This is a genomic window from Rhodococcus qingshengii JCM 15477 (assembly GCF_023221595.1).
In the GTDB taxonomy this organism is placed as follows: Bacteria; Actinomycetota; Actinomycetes; order Mycobacteriales; family Mycobacteriaceae; genus Rhodococcus_F; species Rhodococcus_F qingshengii.
The window spans coordinates 2,619,887-2,633,394 of the sequence record NZ_CP096563.1; the positions used below are offsets into that span (position 1 = coordinate 2,619,887).

Here is a 13,508-nt window from a genome sequence, read left to right on the forward strand (position 1 = left end):
AAGTCTTTCTTGTCGGAGAGATTCAGAGACCGAGCTGGTCGGCGGTTTGTTCCGCCAGTGCCGGGCCGAGCGTCATACCGCGGCCACCGGGGCCGGCAACCACCCAGACGTTGTCGGCGGCTTGTGCGCGGTGAACAAGTTGTGAGGGGTCGATGCACTGGCTGTAGACGCCCGCCCAACGCTTGACGATTGGCGGAAGATCGCGTCCCAGAAGTGTTTCCACGACTCCGGACAGATGGCGATAGGGCGCCTCGTCGACATCGAAGTCGAAGGGTTCCTCGTATTCGTGGGTGTCGCCGATGGTCAGCCCGCCGTGCAAGCGCTGCACGCACAGGAGTTGCATGCGGTGCTCCTCGGCAGTCGGTTCCTGCGGCTGCACTGTACGGAGGTGATCGAGGGCAGATCCGGCGAAACCCGGGTAGTAGCGGAAGCTGTCACCGTCAGCGATTGCGGTGGTGAGCTTTTCGCCGAGTGGGGCGCTCTGCATCATCTGCAGGCGCACACGGCGCAACGGGAGATCGCCGGCGAGATCGCGAGCCAATCCGCCGAGTGTTGCTCCGGGGCAGACGATCACGAGATCGGCGTCGAAGCTGCGACCGTGGTCGTCGCGGATGTGTGCGCCGGAGGTGGTCGTCGTGATCTCGCGGGCTTCCGTTCCGGCGTGGAAGGTGTAACGGCCAGTGGATTCGAGGTAAGAACGGATGGCGGGGAGCGCTTGCCGTGACTCGACAGCGGCGTCCAGCGTGCAGTGCAGTCCGCCGAGAAACTTGCCCCGGAGCGCGGGGTTGACGACGCGAACGGCGTCGGGATCCAGAAGCGCGAACCCTCGGTTGTCGGCGTCCGGCCGAGAGAACGCTTCCTGCGCGACCGCGACCTCCTCCTCGGTGCGCATGAGGGTGATGGAGCCGGCTGGGCGGTATCCGACGCCGGGGACACGGGCGGCAAGGTCTGCCCACAGTTCGCGCGAGCGCAGCGCAGCTTCGAGTTCGTGCGGGGCTCGCCCGGATACCCAGACGAGGCCGAAGTTCCGTACCGTGGCACCGCGGGCTTCGGGCTCACGTTCGAGATGGATGACGTCGTGTCCCCGACGGATTGCCTCGTCGGCGTGCGCCGTTCCGAGGATCCCTCCGCCCACAATCAAAATTCGCATGTAGAGATAGTGACGTTTGGTCTAGACCAATAGGGGGAATCGAGACGAACTCCAGGTTAACAATTGGTATAGACCGAATTCTTGTACGCTTGCGCCATGAATCAGCAGACGTCCACCGGGCCGGGGACCTCGAGCGTCGTGATCGAACCGGAGTTGAAGTACTACCGGGTGCGCACCGAGATCGAGACCATTCTCAGTGGGCTCGAGGAGGGCGACGCAGTCCCGTCCGAGCGGGAATTGGCGGCGCGGTTCACAGTCGCTCGCGAGACGGTCCGTCAAGCGCTTCGTGATCTTCTTGTCGAAGGGCGAATCGAGCGGCGGGGGCGGGGCACTGTCGTCGCGAGTCCGAAGTTGGTTCAGCCGCTATCGATTCGTTCCTATACCGAAGGTGCTCTGAGCGCTGGGCGAGTACCCAGTCGTAAGGTTGTGACCTTCGAACGAATGTCGGCCGACGACGGTCTCGCCACGGAATTGGGTATCGAACCAGGTGACAGCGTCGTTCATCTCGAGCGTGTTCTCTTCGCCGACGGAGAGAAGATCGGACTCGAATCAACGTTCCTGCCGGACAGCAGGTTCGGTGAGATGCTCGACGCTTTCGATGCGACGACGTCGCTGTACGCGGCTATCCGTTCCATCGGCGTGGTCTTTGCCTCCGCAACCGAACGGATCGAGACGGTGCTCGCTTCACCGCGGGAGGCAACCCTCGTCGAGTCCACCACCTCGATGCCGATGCTTCTATTGCACCGGACGTCTGTCGACCCGGACGGTGTGCCGATCGAGCGCGTTCGTTCGCTCTACCGCGGCGACCGTATTGCCTTCTTGACGACTCTTCGCGAGTAGGAGGGGCGTCGAGGGGGTCTGCTGTTACCGGGAACGATAGGCACTCCCAGGCCCGTGGAATCTGTTCTGTACTGGACTCCATCAAACGGGAGGACAGTGAACATGGGTGACAAGAAGGTCTGGTTCGTAACCGGCGCAGGCCGGGGGATGGGAGTCGATATTGCTCAGGCGGCTCTTGCCGCCGGGCACGCGGTGGTGGCAACGGGGCGTGATGCGGACCGTGTTTCTGCAGCGATCGGTGCGCATGACGACCTGTTGGTGATTGCCTTGGACATCACCGACGATCAAGCCGCATATGCTGCGGTGGACACGGCAGTTGCACGATTTGGTGGAATCGATGTACTGGTGAACAACGCCGGAAACTTCTACGCCGGGTTCTTCGAGGTTGTCAGTCCGGCGCAACTTCGCGCTCAGATGGAGACCAACTTTTTCGGGCCGATCAATGTGACACGGGCGGTGTTGCCGGTAATGCGTAGGCAACGGAGTGGACGTGTCGTGACTGTCAGCTCGCTTGCGGGCCTGGTTGGTCAGGAGTTTTGCGCAGCCTACGCGGCGTCGAAGTTTGCGCTGGAGGGTTGGATGGAATCATTGCAATTCGATGTCGAACCGTACGGAATCGGGACGATGATCGTGGAGCCGGGATTCTTCCGGACCGAACTGCTTGTCGAGGGTGCGTCGTCGGTCTGGCCGGAATTGTCGATAGACGATTACGACGCTCGGACCGGCGAGACCGTCGAAGCGTGGAAGAGTATGAACGGTGCCCAGGGCGGGGATCCGGTGAAACTTGCCGCGGCACTTGTGGCACTTGTCGATTCGCCGCTACCCCCACGTCGTTGGGTCGCCGGTGCCGATGCAGTGTCCGTGGTTGAGCAGAAAGCCCACCAACTACTCGATCAAGTTGAAGCCCATCGCGGTTTGTCCTCGTCGCTTGCCCACGTGGACGTGACGACCTGATCCGAGTTTGTCAGGTCACGGGAGTGAGGTGAACATGTCCACGAGCCCCTGGGGTGCGTTCTCGCCGAAGCACATGTCCAGTCCATCAGCGGACTGTTGTGCCGCCGCGGCGCTGCGTGGGAATAGGCGCTCTTCGTAGACAGCTAGCCCTTCCTCCGTGCTGCTGTGCGACGCGATCGCCTGGCCGAGTTCCGCGCCGTCGAGCATTGCCAGGTTCGCACCCTCTCCGGCAAACGGCGACATGACGTGTGCCGCGTCCCCGAGCAGAGTGACCCCGGGAGTACGGCTCCAACTGTGGCCGATGGGAAGGGTATGGATGGGGCGAGGGGTCAGCGAGCTGTCGGCTTCGACGATCAGTGAACGCAGTGACTCGTCCCAGTCCGAGAAGTGTTCCAGCAGAACCTTCTTCGCGATGTGATCGTCGGAGAAGTCGACACTCGCTGCCCAGCTCTCGGGAACTCGCAGGGCGGCATAGATGTGCAGACTGTTGTCGGTCTCACGGTGGGCGAGGAAGCCCTTGTCGGCACTGAGTGCGAACATCATTCCGCCGCCGACGGTTTCAGCGGCATCCACGTGCTGGTTGTCGGCGTCGTGAAGGTCGAACTCCACGAAAGATATTCCGGTGTACGCAGGAGTGTCGTTTGAAACCAGTGGACGGATTTTCGACCACGCACCGTCGGCGCCGACCAGGAGATCGGTGGTGAAGTGGGTGCCATCCGCGAGGTGAACTTCGTGTCGACCATCCGGCAACGGATGAGCACTGCGGACCTTGGCTCCCCAGTGGAGTGTTTCCTTCGGAATTGAGCTGAGCAGTAGGTCACGCAGCTGGCCGCGGTCGATTTCCGGGCGGTCGCCGTCTCCGGTGTCCTGCTCGCTCAGGTGCACGACGGCATTTCGATCGAGGACGCGTGTCTCTTCCCCGCCTTGATGAACGAGGGCGCGGAACTCCTCATAGAGGCCGGCGGCACGAAGCGCGATCTGACCCGAGTCTTCGTGGATGTCGAGCATCCCGCCTTGAGTTCTGGCTGTCGGTCCGGATTCGAGATCGAATACCGCCGAATCGATTCCGCGGAGATGGATGACTCGGGCGAGGGTGAGGCCGCCGAGGCCGGCGCCGATGATTGCGATGGGGTAGTGGTTCATGGTGGGTTCCTAAGAAGTGAGTGGGGTGTTCTCGATGCCCGTGATGAGCGTGCGGAATCCCCAGGAGAGGCGCGCGGTGGGTTCACCGGCAAGTAGAGCTGTTGCATGGCCTGCGACGAGTGGGTGCGTCTGCGGGTTTGCGTTCTGGATTGCGTCGGTCAGCGCGCTCCATTGGGCATCCGCGTCGGCGGAATTGTTCGGCGCAGAGTGTTCGGCGGCAGTGGACGTCGCGTACTGCAGTAGCAAGTCCACGCCCCACGCGGCCTGACCTGGAGGGACTTCGCCTTCGTCGAGCAATGCCAGCAGGCGCTCGAGCAGGCGCACGTAGTGAACTCCGCTGGGCCGGGAAACGAGAGCCGACTGGGCGAGGCCGGGATGATCGAACAGCACGGCCGTGTACGAGGTCAACACCCGTTCAAGGCGAGCTTGCCAAGTGCCGGAGGAATTTTCGGCGAGGTCCACGACTCCGAGGAGTTCGTCGAGAACCGCGGCATGCAGTTCGACTGTGTTGCGCACGTACACATACATCGATGCCGGCCCGGTGTCGAGTTCGAGGGCGAGTCGACGCATCGTCAATTTCTGCAAGCCCTCCGACCGCAAGATTTCCACCGCGGTACTGACGATGCCCTCGCGTGTCAGAGCGGGTTTGGCCGGACGATTGCGACGGCTCGACGGACTTGTTGGCTGAGTGGGCATGATTTCACCGTACACGAACATGTTCGTAACGAACATGTTCGTTGAGTCACGTGCTGATGTCACGAATCACATGCTGATGTGAATGGGCTACATGCCCGTACCGCCGGAGAGCATTGCGATCGTCAGCAGGATGCCGCCGACTATGCCCACGAGCGGGCTATCGCTGTTGAGTGGCCAGTCGTTCAACGATCCCATGAGCGCCTCTTTCGGGTTTCGATCTGTCGACGGTCGAGCCTATCGACAGATCGAAACCCGAGATGTCACTTTCGTCCGAATTGTGGATCGGACCCGAGGTGATCAGCCGTAGACGTTGCCCGGGCTGATCAACTTGGTGATCGGCACCATCAAAGCACTGGTCAGGTCGGTCTCTCCGTCGATGTCGGTGTTGATGAAGACGACCAGGGTTGTGTCCTTCTCGGGCAAGTAGACCGAGACTGTCTTGTAGCCGGGCAGGCTTCCGTTGTGACCGATCCAGCCGCCGCTGTTGAACAAACCGAGTCCGTAGCCGGAGCTGTCGTCCCCTTCGCTCAAGCTCACGGTTTGCAGGCGCTGCTTCTGAGTGGCGTCGGTCAGGAGATCGCCTTTGGCCAGCGCCGGAACCCAGATGCGCATGTCGTCCAACGACGAGATCATTGCACCCGCGGCGCCGCCCCACGACGGATTCCAGTCCGTCGCCGCGGTCACGGCTCCGTCGAGCGTTTGGTTGGTGTACCCCTGAGCGTGTGGTGTCGGGAACGCGTTGGTGGTGGGAAAGCTGGTGTGCTCCATTCCGAGTGGTGTCGTGATCTTGGTGTCGATGACGTCCGACAGTGTTGAGCCGGAGACCTTTTCGATCACCATGCCCAGCAGAACAGTGTTGGTGTTCGAGTAGTCGACGGTGGTCCCTGGTCGAAGTTGGAGTGGGAGGTCCTTGATGTATCCGACGAGTTCCTCCGGTGTGAAAGTTCGGCGGGGATCCGAAAGATATTCCATCACAAACTGTTCGGACGTCGTGTAGTCCACGAGGCCGCTGCGCATTCCTGCCAGGTGACGCAAGCTGATCGCATCACCTTCCATGACGCCGTCGACGTACTTGGAGATCGGATCATCGAGACCGATCTTTCCCTCGTCGACCAATTGCAGCAGGGCGGTCACGGTAAATGTTTTGGTGACGCTGCCGATCCGGTGGTAGAAGTCGGTTTCCATCGGCGCTTTGGTTGCCGTATCCGAGACTCCTGCAACCTTGACGTAGTTGCCGTCGGGCCCCCAAATGCCCACCATCGCACCGGGAATCCCGGTCGAATTCACCGCTGCGTCGACGATCGAATCGAGCTGGTCGGTGATGGTCGAGTCCATGATCTTGTCGGATGTGTCTGTGGATTTGTCCGTGCTGCAGCTGATTACAGCTCCGACAACCATGGCGCTGCACAGGCCGACAAGCAGGATGCGTCTTGCTCCGGTTTTCATGAGTCGAACTCTGCCCGTCCGAGGGCACTCACACATCGACCCCGGGTACGGCAGACGCAGTCCCCAGGTACCTCCTCAACCGGTACCGGGGGACTACGGAACCCTGGCCTGAACCCTTGGCTTGGGTCAGATTCCGCCGTCGAAGAACGCCGCCAGCGCGGGTGCCGGGTCTGCCGCGGTGCCCATATTTGCTACGCCGACAACGATCAATCCCAGCGTGAACAGTGCAGTGAGAAGACCGATCGACCCCGACACGAATCTCGTCCGTCGCTCGGATCGCGCCGTTCTCGCGAAGCGTGCCCACACGACCACAGTCACGGTCAGTGATATTGCTGCCGCGATCAGCGCGATCACCGCCATGGCCAAGTGATACCGCGCGAAGTCGCTGATCATCAGTTCGAGGACAGGGCTTTGCTGGTTTCCGGTGCCCGTCGACTGAGCGAGCTGTTGGCGGACCTGCCCGACAGTGTCGCCAAGTGCCCCATCCGCCTGGGCCACGGGCAACATCGAGATCAGCGAAGAGAAGGGTGCAACGACACCTTGGATATTTGCCATCACGAGTACCGAGGAAAACATCGCGAGGAGCGTGACCAGCCCTCCCGCCGAGGCGAATGCGAGTTTCTTTCCAGCCGTCAGAGGGCCGGCGTTCACGAACGACGCCTTGAGCATCCGGCCGAGTGCGAGCAGAACCGACAGCAGGATTACCGCGATCACGGCCTTGGCCACGTGGTACCGCAGCCAGTAGTCGACAGCGGACTCCAAGCTCGGCGAGAAGGCTTGGACACCGGAACTCCAGTATTCGACGAACGCGGCGCGGACCGTCTCGACGAGTTCTCCCTGGTCTGCGTACCCATCACCCGGCCTACTCGTCAGCATGCCCGGGGCGAGAACGAAGGCAGCGGAGAAACCGGCGACCAACGCGATCAACGCGGCGATCTTGCGACCTGAGGACTGCGTCGAGCGCGACGGCCCCGCAGTGTTGTGCCGTGAAGAATTGTGCAGTGGGATTCCTCCAGCGTGATGAGCGATCATCTGGTCACCGTCCACAAAGTCATGTCACCGAGTGTAGAAATCGGTACACCGGACTTCATCGTTCGAGAGGATGATATTTCCGGCGACGGCGTCCGCCCGCCCTCGCCGCTGCCGTCGACATCCTCCTCAGCACTCGACGACATTGACGGCGAGCCCGCCTTCACTGGTTTCCTTGTAACGCACGGACATGTCGTTTCCGGTTTGGCGCATGGTTTCGATGACGGTATCGAGGCTCACCACATGCGTCCCGTCACCGAGGTATGCGAGCTGAGCTGCGGTGACTGCAGTCGAGGCGGCTACGGCATTTCGTTCGATGCAGGGGATTTGGACCAGGCCACCAACCGGATCGCAGGTCAGCCCCAGATGGTGTTCCATGGCAATCTCAGCTGCATTCTCGATTTGTCGTGGTGATCCGCCCATGACAGCGCACAAGCCGGCTGCCGCCATCGCGCAGGCAGCTCCGACCTCGCCTTGGCACCCCGCCTCCGCGCCCGAGATCGAGGCATTCGCCTTGATGATCGATCCGATTGCGGCAGCGGTGAGGAGAAAGGTTCGAACGTCGTGAACGCCGGCGCCCGTAGCGCGTATGTGGTGATAGAGCACCGCCGGCACGATGCCCGCAGCGCCGTTCGTCGGAGCCGTTACCACGCGGCCACCTGCTGCATTTTCTTCGTTGACCGCCATGGCGTAGACGGTCAGCCACTCGCGTGAGGAGGGGGCGCAGTTACGTTGTTCCAGTTGAATGTTCGCAGACCGTGCTCTTCGGCGAACTCCGAGACGCCCGGGCAATACACCTTCGGTCTGGGTGCCGCGTTCGATGCATGTGCGCATCGCGGACCAGATCGCGTCGATGCCGGTGAATGCCCGATCCTGGCCGTGCATCGCGATTTCGTCCGACAGTGCCAACTCGGCGATAGTTCCGGAGCCGCATTCCGCCAGTAGCTCTTTCGCGGTTCGATAGCGTGAGTTGATCGAATGCGCGCTTGCTTGCGTCTCCGTTCCGGCGCGCAGTACGAATCCGCCACCGATCGACAGATATGTACTCGTACAGACGATTTCGCGACCGCTTAAGGCGGTCAGTGTCATCGAGTTGGGGTGCCCGTGACGGCGAACGAGCGGCTCGAACACCATGTCCTCGTGAGTGAACACAACGTGCCTGAGTGAGCCGCCGACGAGCTTCACCGATCCGCCGTCCGAGAGCTCGGCCCAACGCCCGTGAACGTCGTTCGGCTCGCACGTTTCAGGATCCAACCCACGAAGTCCCGCGATCACCGCGTCGGGAGTGCAGTGCCCTATTCCGGTGGCGGCGAGAGAGCCGTGCAGATTGCAGCGAATACGGTCGACCGACGCGGTCACGCCGGCGTCGGAGAGCTCGCCGACAAAAGTGCGGGCGGCTCGCATCGGACCGACCGTGTGTGAACTGGAGGGCCCGATGCCGATGGAGAAGAATTCGAGCGCGGAAACATAGACGCCGGTGGTGCTCATTCGGCGCTCGTGACGGTAGTCGCTCCTGACTCGCGCTGGGCCGCAATCGTCAGGAGGTTGGAGCGCGAGTCCCCGGTGGCGGCTCGGATCACAGTGCGCGCCATTGCAATTGCTCCGTGCAGAACAGCTTCGTCGCCCGCTGCGGAGCGGGCATCAGCGGCAAACTCGATCGTGTGAGGAACTCCGGTAACGCCGCGTAACGCGATCATCGGGTGGATCGAGGGAACCACCTTCGACACGTTGCCCATGTCTGTCGAGCCGCCGGTCAGGGGAGTTCGGGCGGCCGCGGTGCGGCCCAGGCTCGCGATCTCCTCGTCCCAGATCGTCGCCAGCACGCGATGTTGAACAAGCTCCTCGTAGCGCGGTTCGGCGCGTTCGGTCGACCAGGAGCAGTCGCTGGCCACAGCTGCGCCCTCGAAGCAGGAGAGCATACGACGCTTGGCGTCCAACAGCACGTCGAGTTCTGCGGCCCGAACTTCCGCTCGCACCAACGTCGAGGCCGGAATGATGTTTGTTGCTTCGCCGCCGTGCTCGACATAGGCGTTGAGCCTGACGTCGGACGGAAGTTGTTGACGGAGAAGTCCGATGGCGACCAAGGCGATCGTGGCGGCGTCACCTGCGTTGATGCCCTTGTGTGGCGCAGCGGCCGCGTGTGCGGCTCTTCCGGTGTAGGTCACGTCGAACCGGTCGACTGCCTGCGTTCCGGTGACGGTGCAACTGACGTCTTCACCTGCAGCGCCGTGGACCATGATCGACATCGCCGCGCCCTCCCATGCGCCACGTTCGAGCAGCAAGACTTTCCCGCCGCCATGTTCTTCGGCCGGCGTACCGAGAAGGACGACGGTCAGGCCGTGTTCCTCCGCGACCTCTCCGAGCGCGATCGCTGCTCCCAGTCCGGCAGCGGCGATGACATTGTGTCCACACGCATGACCGATGTCGGGAAGGGCGTCGTACTCGGCGCAGACGACGACGCGGAAAGGGCCGGAGCCCCGCACCGCTTCGAATGCCGTCTCGAGGCCGTAGGCGGCGCGAGTAACCGTGAAGCCGGCTTCCTGCGCGGCGTCCGCCAAGAGGGCCGACGCATGATGCTCTTCGAATGCCAGCTCTGGGTGAGCATGGATCGTGTGGCTGACGTCGATGAGGCGTGATGCCCACTTCTCGATCGTGCTCGAAACCGAGTCTGTGCGGGTGCGGGGGTCAGCGATGGACATGGGTATTGGTTCCTTTCAACATCTTTGGTTCTCAGCGTTTTCGGGTGCAGTTCTAGTGCCAGAGGCCCAGCGCGAACTCCGCGACGACCACGGAAAGTAGGTAAGAGGCGAGGATCGCGACGATTCCGACGGGCACGATCTTCCAGCCGATCGTCTTGAGCAAGGGAAGGTCCTTGCCGAGGCTGAGACCTGCGACAGTCAAGGTGAGGGTGCAGATCGAGAGAAAGTCGACAGTCCCGACGGTGCTCGAGACGAAATCACCGATGGGGGACCACGGTGTTGTCGCCAAGGCGCCGATGGTGATGATTGCGATCATCGCCGCGATCTTGCCGCGGGTCAGGCGGGCCACGCCGACGCCCAGGAGCAACAATCCGGTGAGGATCAAGTAACCGACGATGATCGATCGAGATACGCCACCCGCTGCGATCGAGGAGACGATGACCCCACCGACGAACAGAATCGGAACGATCGTGGTCAGCGGCACGGTGACGCTCGGCGCAACCGCTCGTGGGGCAGTGTCGGCTTTCCGTTCGCTGGTCGTCTTCGAGCGCTTGGTGAGTGCGCCGTAGATTCGATCAGCAAGGGGGAGTGCGACATACATGCCGACATACACGCCGAGGAGGCCGGTGATGATGTTGGATGTGGCCGCCACGGCGAGTACCTGGTCGGCCATCTCGGGGTGCGCCGAAACGACGCTGGCGGCAGCGGCAGCCATCATCGAGCCGGATCCGACGCCGGCACCCATCGCCAATGCGAGGGGGTCGAAGATGTTGAAGGATGTAGCCAGTGACGCAATCAGGCTGATCAGCACGGCACCGAACAGAGTGCCGAAGACGTACATCGACAGGACTCCACGGTACTGGTCGGAATCGGGGCCGTAGCGTTCGCTGACCATCGCGAAGGAACCCTCGCGGTCGATGGAGAAGGTTGCTCCGACGGTGGCCGGCCCCATCCGAAGGAGTACCGCCAGCGGGAGTGCGAGAGCGATAGTGCCGAACAAGTGCCCCAATTCCTGCAGTAGCAGTGCGGGGCCCGCCTCGAACAACAATTGGATGTTCGGGCCGATGGTGAAAGACAACCTTGCACAAAGCAAGAGAACAGCCAGGCCCATGATTGCCGAGGCCGCAGCCTGAAGGTCGAGGCCGAGTGGTTTCCACTTCTGGCTCGAGACGACACCGCCGGCAATCAGTCCCCACACCATGGGCAGGATCGTGATGGCGGCAGCGCCGACGGGAATCACTGCGGGGCCGATCAGTTGCGCGCCTGCCGCAAGCCCGAGGAGCAGAATCACCACGATCCACAGCCGTGGCGACCGCATGGCGAAAACGACTTTTTGCGTCGCGGTTTGATCGCTGACTGGGGAATCGTCATGCGAGACAGGGAATGCTTCGGTCATGTCGGTGTCTTTCTCGAGGGGGCGAACGAACGCAAGAAGTAAGGGTTCTCGAGGCTCAGGATTTGGTGGACTATTGATGTGATGAAGTTAGGATCGACGCGTTTCGATCCTGTTTCGGTGCAGCATTCTTCTGAAAGTGAGGTCCTCGGTGCAGGATCAGATGCTCAAGGACGACGATCTTCGGCTGTTGAACGCACTGCAGATCAGGCCGCGAGCGTCGTGGTCCGAGCTTTCACGCGCGATCGGTTCCGACCCGGTCACCCTGACCAGGCGTTGGGAGCGTCTGCACTCGCAAGGAATAGCGTGGATCGCTGCGTACCGTGGTGGACCCATCGTGTCGGCGACCGCACTTCTCGAGATCGAATGCGCACCGGCACAGACCATGAGCGTTGCCGAACAGATCGCGCACGATCCCGAAGTTCTCACAGTCGATCTCACAACCGGCAATCGGGATCTGCTCGTCACGCTCACCTGCACTGACCTCGATCAATTGTCCAGGTACGTGTTGGAGCGAACACAATCCCTGCCGATGATCACCGCGATGCGAACTCAGATCGTGTCCTCGGCGAACTCCGACGCGAGGAACTGGCGTCTACGTGCTCTCGATGCGGAAGAAATTGCCGCGCTCGAGTCGGCCCCGGCGGGAAAGATTCGTGGTGTACGCGCCGGCGAAGAGGAACAGTCGCAGCTGTTCGACATTCTTTCTCGCGAACCACGTGTCACCGTCTCGGCACTCGCTGCGGCCCTCGGAGTCACGCCGGCTCGCGCTGGGGCGCTCCTTTCTCACGAGCTGTCGACGGGGCGACTGGTCGTCCGCACGGAGATTGCTCGGCCCTACTCCGGCTGGCCGGTCTACGCCTGGTACTTCTTACGTCTCGACGGGCGAAAGGAGGCAATTGCTCAGCGCCTTTCGCACCTGCGTGAGGCGAGGCTTGTTGCTTCTACGATCGGCAGCTACGACATCGCATTGGCGGTGTGGCTGCGCTCGATCGACGACGTGCAGCGTCTGGAAGGTTATCTCGCCGACCAGTTTCCGGGCGTATCCGTGGTGGACCGGTCGATCGTCCTGCGTACGCCGCATCACCTGCATCGGACGATCGATGTGTCGGGTCGAAGCATGCCGAAGCACGGGTGATCCGCAACGCGTTCGCGCGGGTCGGGTGCTCTCCGACTAGTTGGGGATCGCCACGTCGACGATCAAGCCGAAGTGATCGGAACCTTCGATGTCGATCCGCTCGAGTGACTTCGCCTGTCCGCCCCGCAGAAGTACATGGTCGATGCCGACGATCGCGGGAAATTTCTTGTCCGCCGGATAGGTGCGCACGATGCCTACTCCCAATTGGTCTGCGGCATCGGAGTAGCCGACATCGAGGAGGTCACGGAATTGCTTGTGCGTGAATGTGGTGTTGAAGTCGCCACTGACGATGACGGTTTCCTCGGCGGCAGCAGCGTCGAGCGCGTTTCGCAAAGTGCTCAGCTCGGCAGTCCACACGTCGGGCGGGGTCACGTACGCCGGTCCGGGGTGAACCGCCAGAAGGGTGAACGGAGTCGAGAAGCCTACTTCGGCAACAAGATTGGTCGGTCCGAATCCGTTCAATTCCCGAGTGTCCGTCAGCGGATAACGGCTGTAAATACCGGCGCCACCCCCGCCGGCCTCGTCCGGTACCAAGTAGTGATGCGGCAGCAGTTGCTCGAGTCCTTGATCTCTGAGAGAGCCTTCGAGTGATGTGGTCAGTTCCTGAACCGTCAGGACGTCGACTGCCTTCTCGCGCACCGTCGCAGTCAAACTGGCGGGATCTGCCTGCCCGAAGAGAAGGTTTGCTTGCATTACGCGCAGAGTCGGCCCGTCGATTTCGGAACTGTTTGCCACATACAGTGGACTGATCACCGACGCGCCCACCGCAATCAGTACCACCGAGATCGCCAGCAGGATCCAGCGGCGAAAGACCAGGCATATCAGGGACGCTGCGAGTGTGACCGCAAGCAGTATCGGGACGAAGGAGGCCACGGCGATCAACGGGTTGATCGGCTTGGTGGAGTACAACGCGATCAGCGAGACAACGCCGACGGCGATACCGCCCACGCCGGCGACCTGAGCGATACGGCGTGCCGGAACATTGTCCGTCGTGAATCCCATACCAAACGGTACCCAATG

12 protein-coding genes are annotated in these 13,508 nt (G+C 61.9%); 3 read left to right on the forward strand and 9 right to left on the reverse strand.

Features of this window, described 5'->3' with window-relative positions; all coding sequences use genetic code 11:
• Positions 1 to 22 precede the first annotated feature (22 nt).
• Positions 23 to 1,150, reverse strand: coding sequence for a TIGR03364 family FAD-dependent oxidoreductase (locus M0639_RS12065; RefSeq protein WP_007734899.1), 1,128 nt, complete (start codon positions 1,148 to 1,150; stop codon positions 23 to 25).
• Between the two features lie 96 nt (positions 1,151 to 1,246).
• Here M0639_RS12065 and M0639_RS12070 point away from each other — a divergent pair, with 96 nt between their 5' ends.
• Both M0639_RS12070 and M0639_RS12075 read left to right on the forward strand, forming a co-directional pair.
• Positions 1,247 to 1,990: a GntR family transcriptional regulator gene (locus M0639_RS12070; RefSeq protein ID WP_007734901.1), complete on the forward strand. Its 744-nt coding sequence runs from the start codon at positions 1,247 to 1,249 to the stop codon at positions 1,988 to 1,990.
• A gap of 102 nt (positions 1,991 to 2,092) precedes the next feature.
• Positions 2,093 to 2,944, forward strand: a complete 852-nt coding sequence (locus M0639_RS12075; protein WP_050656490.1) for an SDR family oxidoreductase — start codon at positions 2,093 to 2,095, stop codon at positions 2,942 to 2,944.
• A 15-nt stretch (positions 2,945 to 2,959) separates the two neighbouring features.
• Here M0639_RS12075 and M0639_RS12080 read toward each other — a convergent pair whose 3' ends face one another.
• From M0639_RS12080 to M0639_RS12110, 7 genes are all read right to left on the reverse strand, one after another.
• Positions 2,960 to 4,087, reverse strand: coding sequence for an FAD-dependent oxidoreductase (locus M0639_RS12080; RefSeq protein ID WP_064073698.1), 1,128 nt, complete (start codon positions 4,085 to 4,087; stop codon positions 2,960 to 2,962).
• A 9-nt stretch (positions 4,088 to 4,096) separates the two neighbouring features.
• Positions 4,097 to 4,783 carry a TetR/AcrR family transcriptional regulator C-terminal domain-containing protein gene (locus tag M0639_RS12085; RefSeq protein ID WP_064073720.1) on the reverse strand — a complete coding sequence of 229 codons (687 nt, stop codon included), beginning with the start codon at positions 4,781 to 4,783 and terminating at the stop codon, positions 4,097 to 4,099.
• Between the two features lie 297 nt (positions 4,784 to 5,080).
• Positions 5,081 to 6,229: a serine hydrolase domain-containing protein gene (locus M0639_RS12090; RefSeq protein WP_064073697.1), complete on the reverse strand. Its 1,149-nt coding sequence runs from the start codon at positions 6,227 to 6,229 to the stop codon at positions 5,081 to 5,083.
• A 126-nt stretch (positions 6,230 to 6,355) separates the two neighbouring features.
• Positions 6,356 to 7,261, reverse strand: coding sequence for a hypothetical protein (locus M0639_RS12095; RefSeq protein WP_231915102.1), 906 nt, complete (start codon positions 7,259 to 7,261; stop codon positions 6,356 to 6,358).
• Positions 7,262 to 7,387: 126 nt separating this feature from the next.
• Positions 7,388 to 8,746 carry an L-serine ammonia-lyase gene (locus M0639_RS12100; protein WP_064073695.1) on the reverse strand — a complete coding sequence of 453 codons (1,359 nt, stop codon included), beginning with the start codon at positions 8,744 to 8,746 and terminating at the stop codon, positions 7,388 to 7,390.
• Positions 8,743 to 9,957 (reverse strand): amidohydrolase, encoded by a 1,215-nt coding sequence (locus tag M0639_RS12105; protein ID WP_064073694.1) that lies wholly within the window; start codon positions 9,955 to 9,957, stop codon positions 8,743 to 8,745. The genes M0639_RS12100 and M0639_RS12105 overlap by 4 nt, the downstream gene beginning before the upstream one ends.
• 52 nt (positions 9,958 to 10,009) lie before the next feature.
• A complete protein-coding gene (locus M0639_RS12110; protein ID WP_007734920.1) occupies positions 10,010 to 11,353 on the reverse strand; it encodes a DUF3100 domain-containing protein in 1,344 nt (447 codons plus the stop codon).
• A gap of 136 nt (positions 11,354 to 11,489) precedes the next feature.
• Between M0639_RS12110 and M0639_RS12115 the strand changes: the two genes are divergently transcribed.
• Complete coding sequence (locus M0639_RS12115; RefSeq protein ID WP_228232586.1) at positions 11,490 to 12,488, forward strand: Lrp/AsnC family transcriptional regulator; 999 nt, start codon at positions 11,490 to 11,492, stop codon at positions 12,486 to 12,488.
• Between the two features lie 36 nt (positions 12,489 to 12,524).
• Here M0639_RS12115 and M0639_RS12120 read toward each other — a convergent pair whose 3' ends face one another.
• Entirely contained in the window at positions 12,525 to 13,490 is a 966-nt protein-coding gene (locus tag M0639_RS12120; RefSeq protein ID WP_054187746.1) for an endonuclease/exonuclease/phosphatase family protein, read from the reverse strand.
• Between the last annotated feature and the right edge of the window lie 18 nt (positions 13,491 to 13,508).

What these genes read in the sequence shown, in the direction of transcription:
- M0639_RS12110 (WP_007734920.1), bottom strand. Translation starts at nt 11,353, where the DNA reads ATGACCGAAGCATTCCCTGTCTCGCATGACGATTCCCCAGTCAGCGAT.
- M0639_RS12075 (WP_050656490.1), top strand. Translation starts at nt 2,093, where the DNA reads ATGGGTGACAAGAAGGTCTGGTTCGTAACCGGCGCAGGCCGGGGGATG.
- M0639_RS12090 (WP_064073697.1), bottom strand. Translation starts at nt 6,229, where the DNA reads ATGAAAACCGGAGCAAGACGCATCCTGCTTGTCGGCCTGTGCAGCGCC.
- M0639_RS12100 (WP_064073695.1), bottom strand. Translation starts at nt 8,746, where the DNA reads ATGAGCACCACCGGCGTCTATGTTTCCGCGCTCGAATTCTTCTCCATC.
- M0639_RS12095 (WP_231915102.1), bottom strand. Translation starts at nt 7,261, where the DNA reads ATGATCGCTCATCACGCTGGAGGAATCCCACTGCACAATTCTTCACGG.
- M0639_RS12080 (WP_064073698.1), bottom strand. Translation starts at nt 4,087, where the DNA reads ATGAACCACTACCCCATCGCAATCATCGGCGCCGGCCTCGGCGGCCTC.
- M0639_RS12070 (WP_007734901.1), top strand. Translation starts at nt 1,247, where the DNA reads ATGAATCAGCAGACGTCCACCGGGCCGGGGACCTCGAGCGTCGTGATC.
- M0639_RS12065 (WP_007734899.1), bottom strand. Translation starts at nt 1,150, where the DNA reads ATGCGAATTTTGATTGTGGGCGGAGGGATCCTCGGAACGGCGCACGCC.
- M0639_RS12105 (WP_064073694.1), bottom strand. Translation starts at nt 9,957, where the DNA reads ATGTCCATCGCTGACCCCCGCACCCGCACAGACTCGGTTTCGAGCACG.
- M0639_RS12120 (WP_054187746.1), bottom strand. Translation starts at nt 13,490, where the DNA reads ATGGGATTCACGACGGACAATGTTCCGGCACGCCGTATCGCTCAGGTC.
- M0639_RS12085 (WP_064073720.1), bottom strand. Translation starts at nt 4,783, where the DNA reads ATGCCCACTCAGCCAACAAGTCCGTCGAGCCGTCGCAATCGTCCGGCC.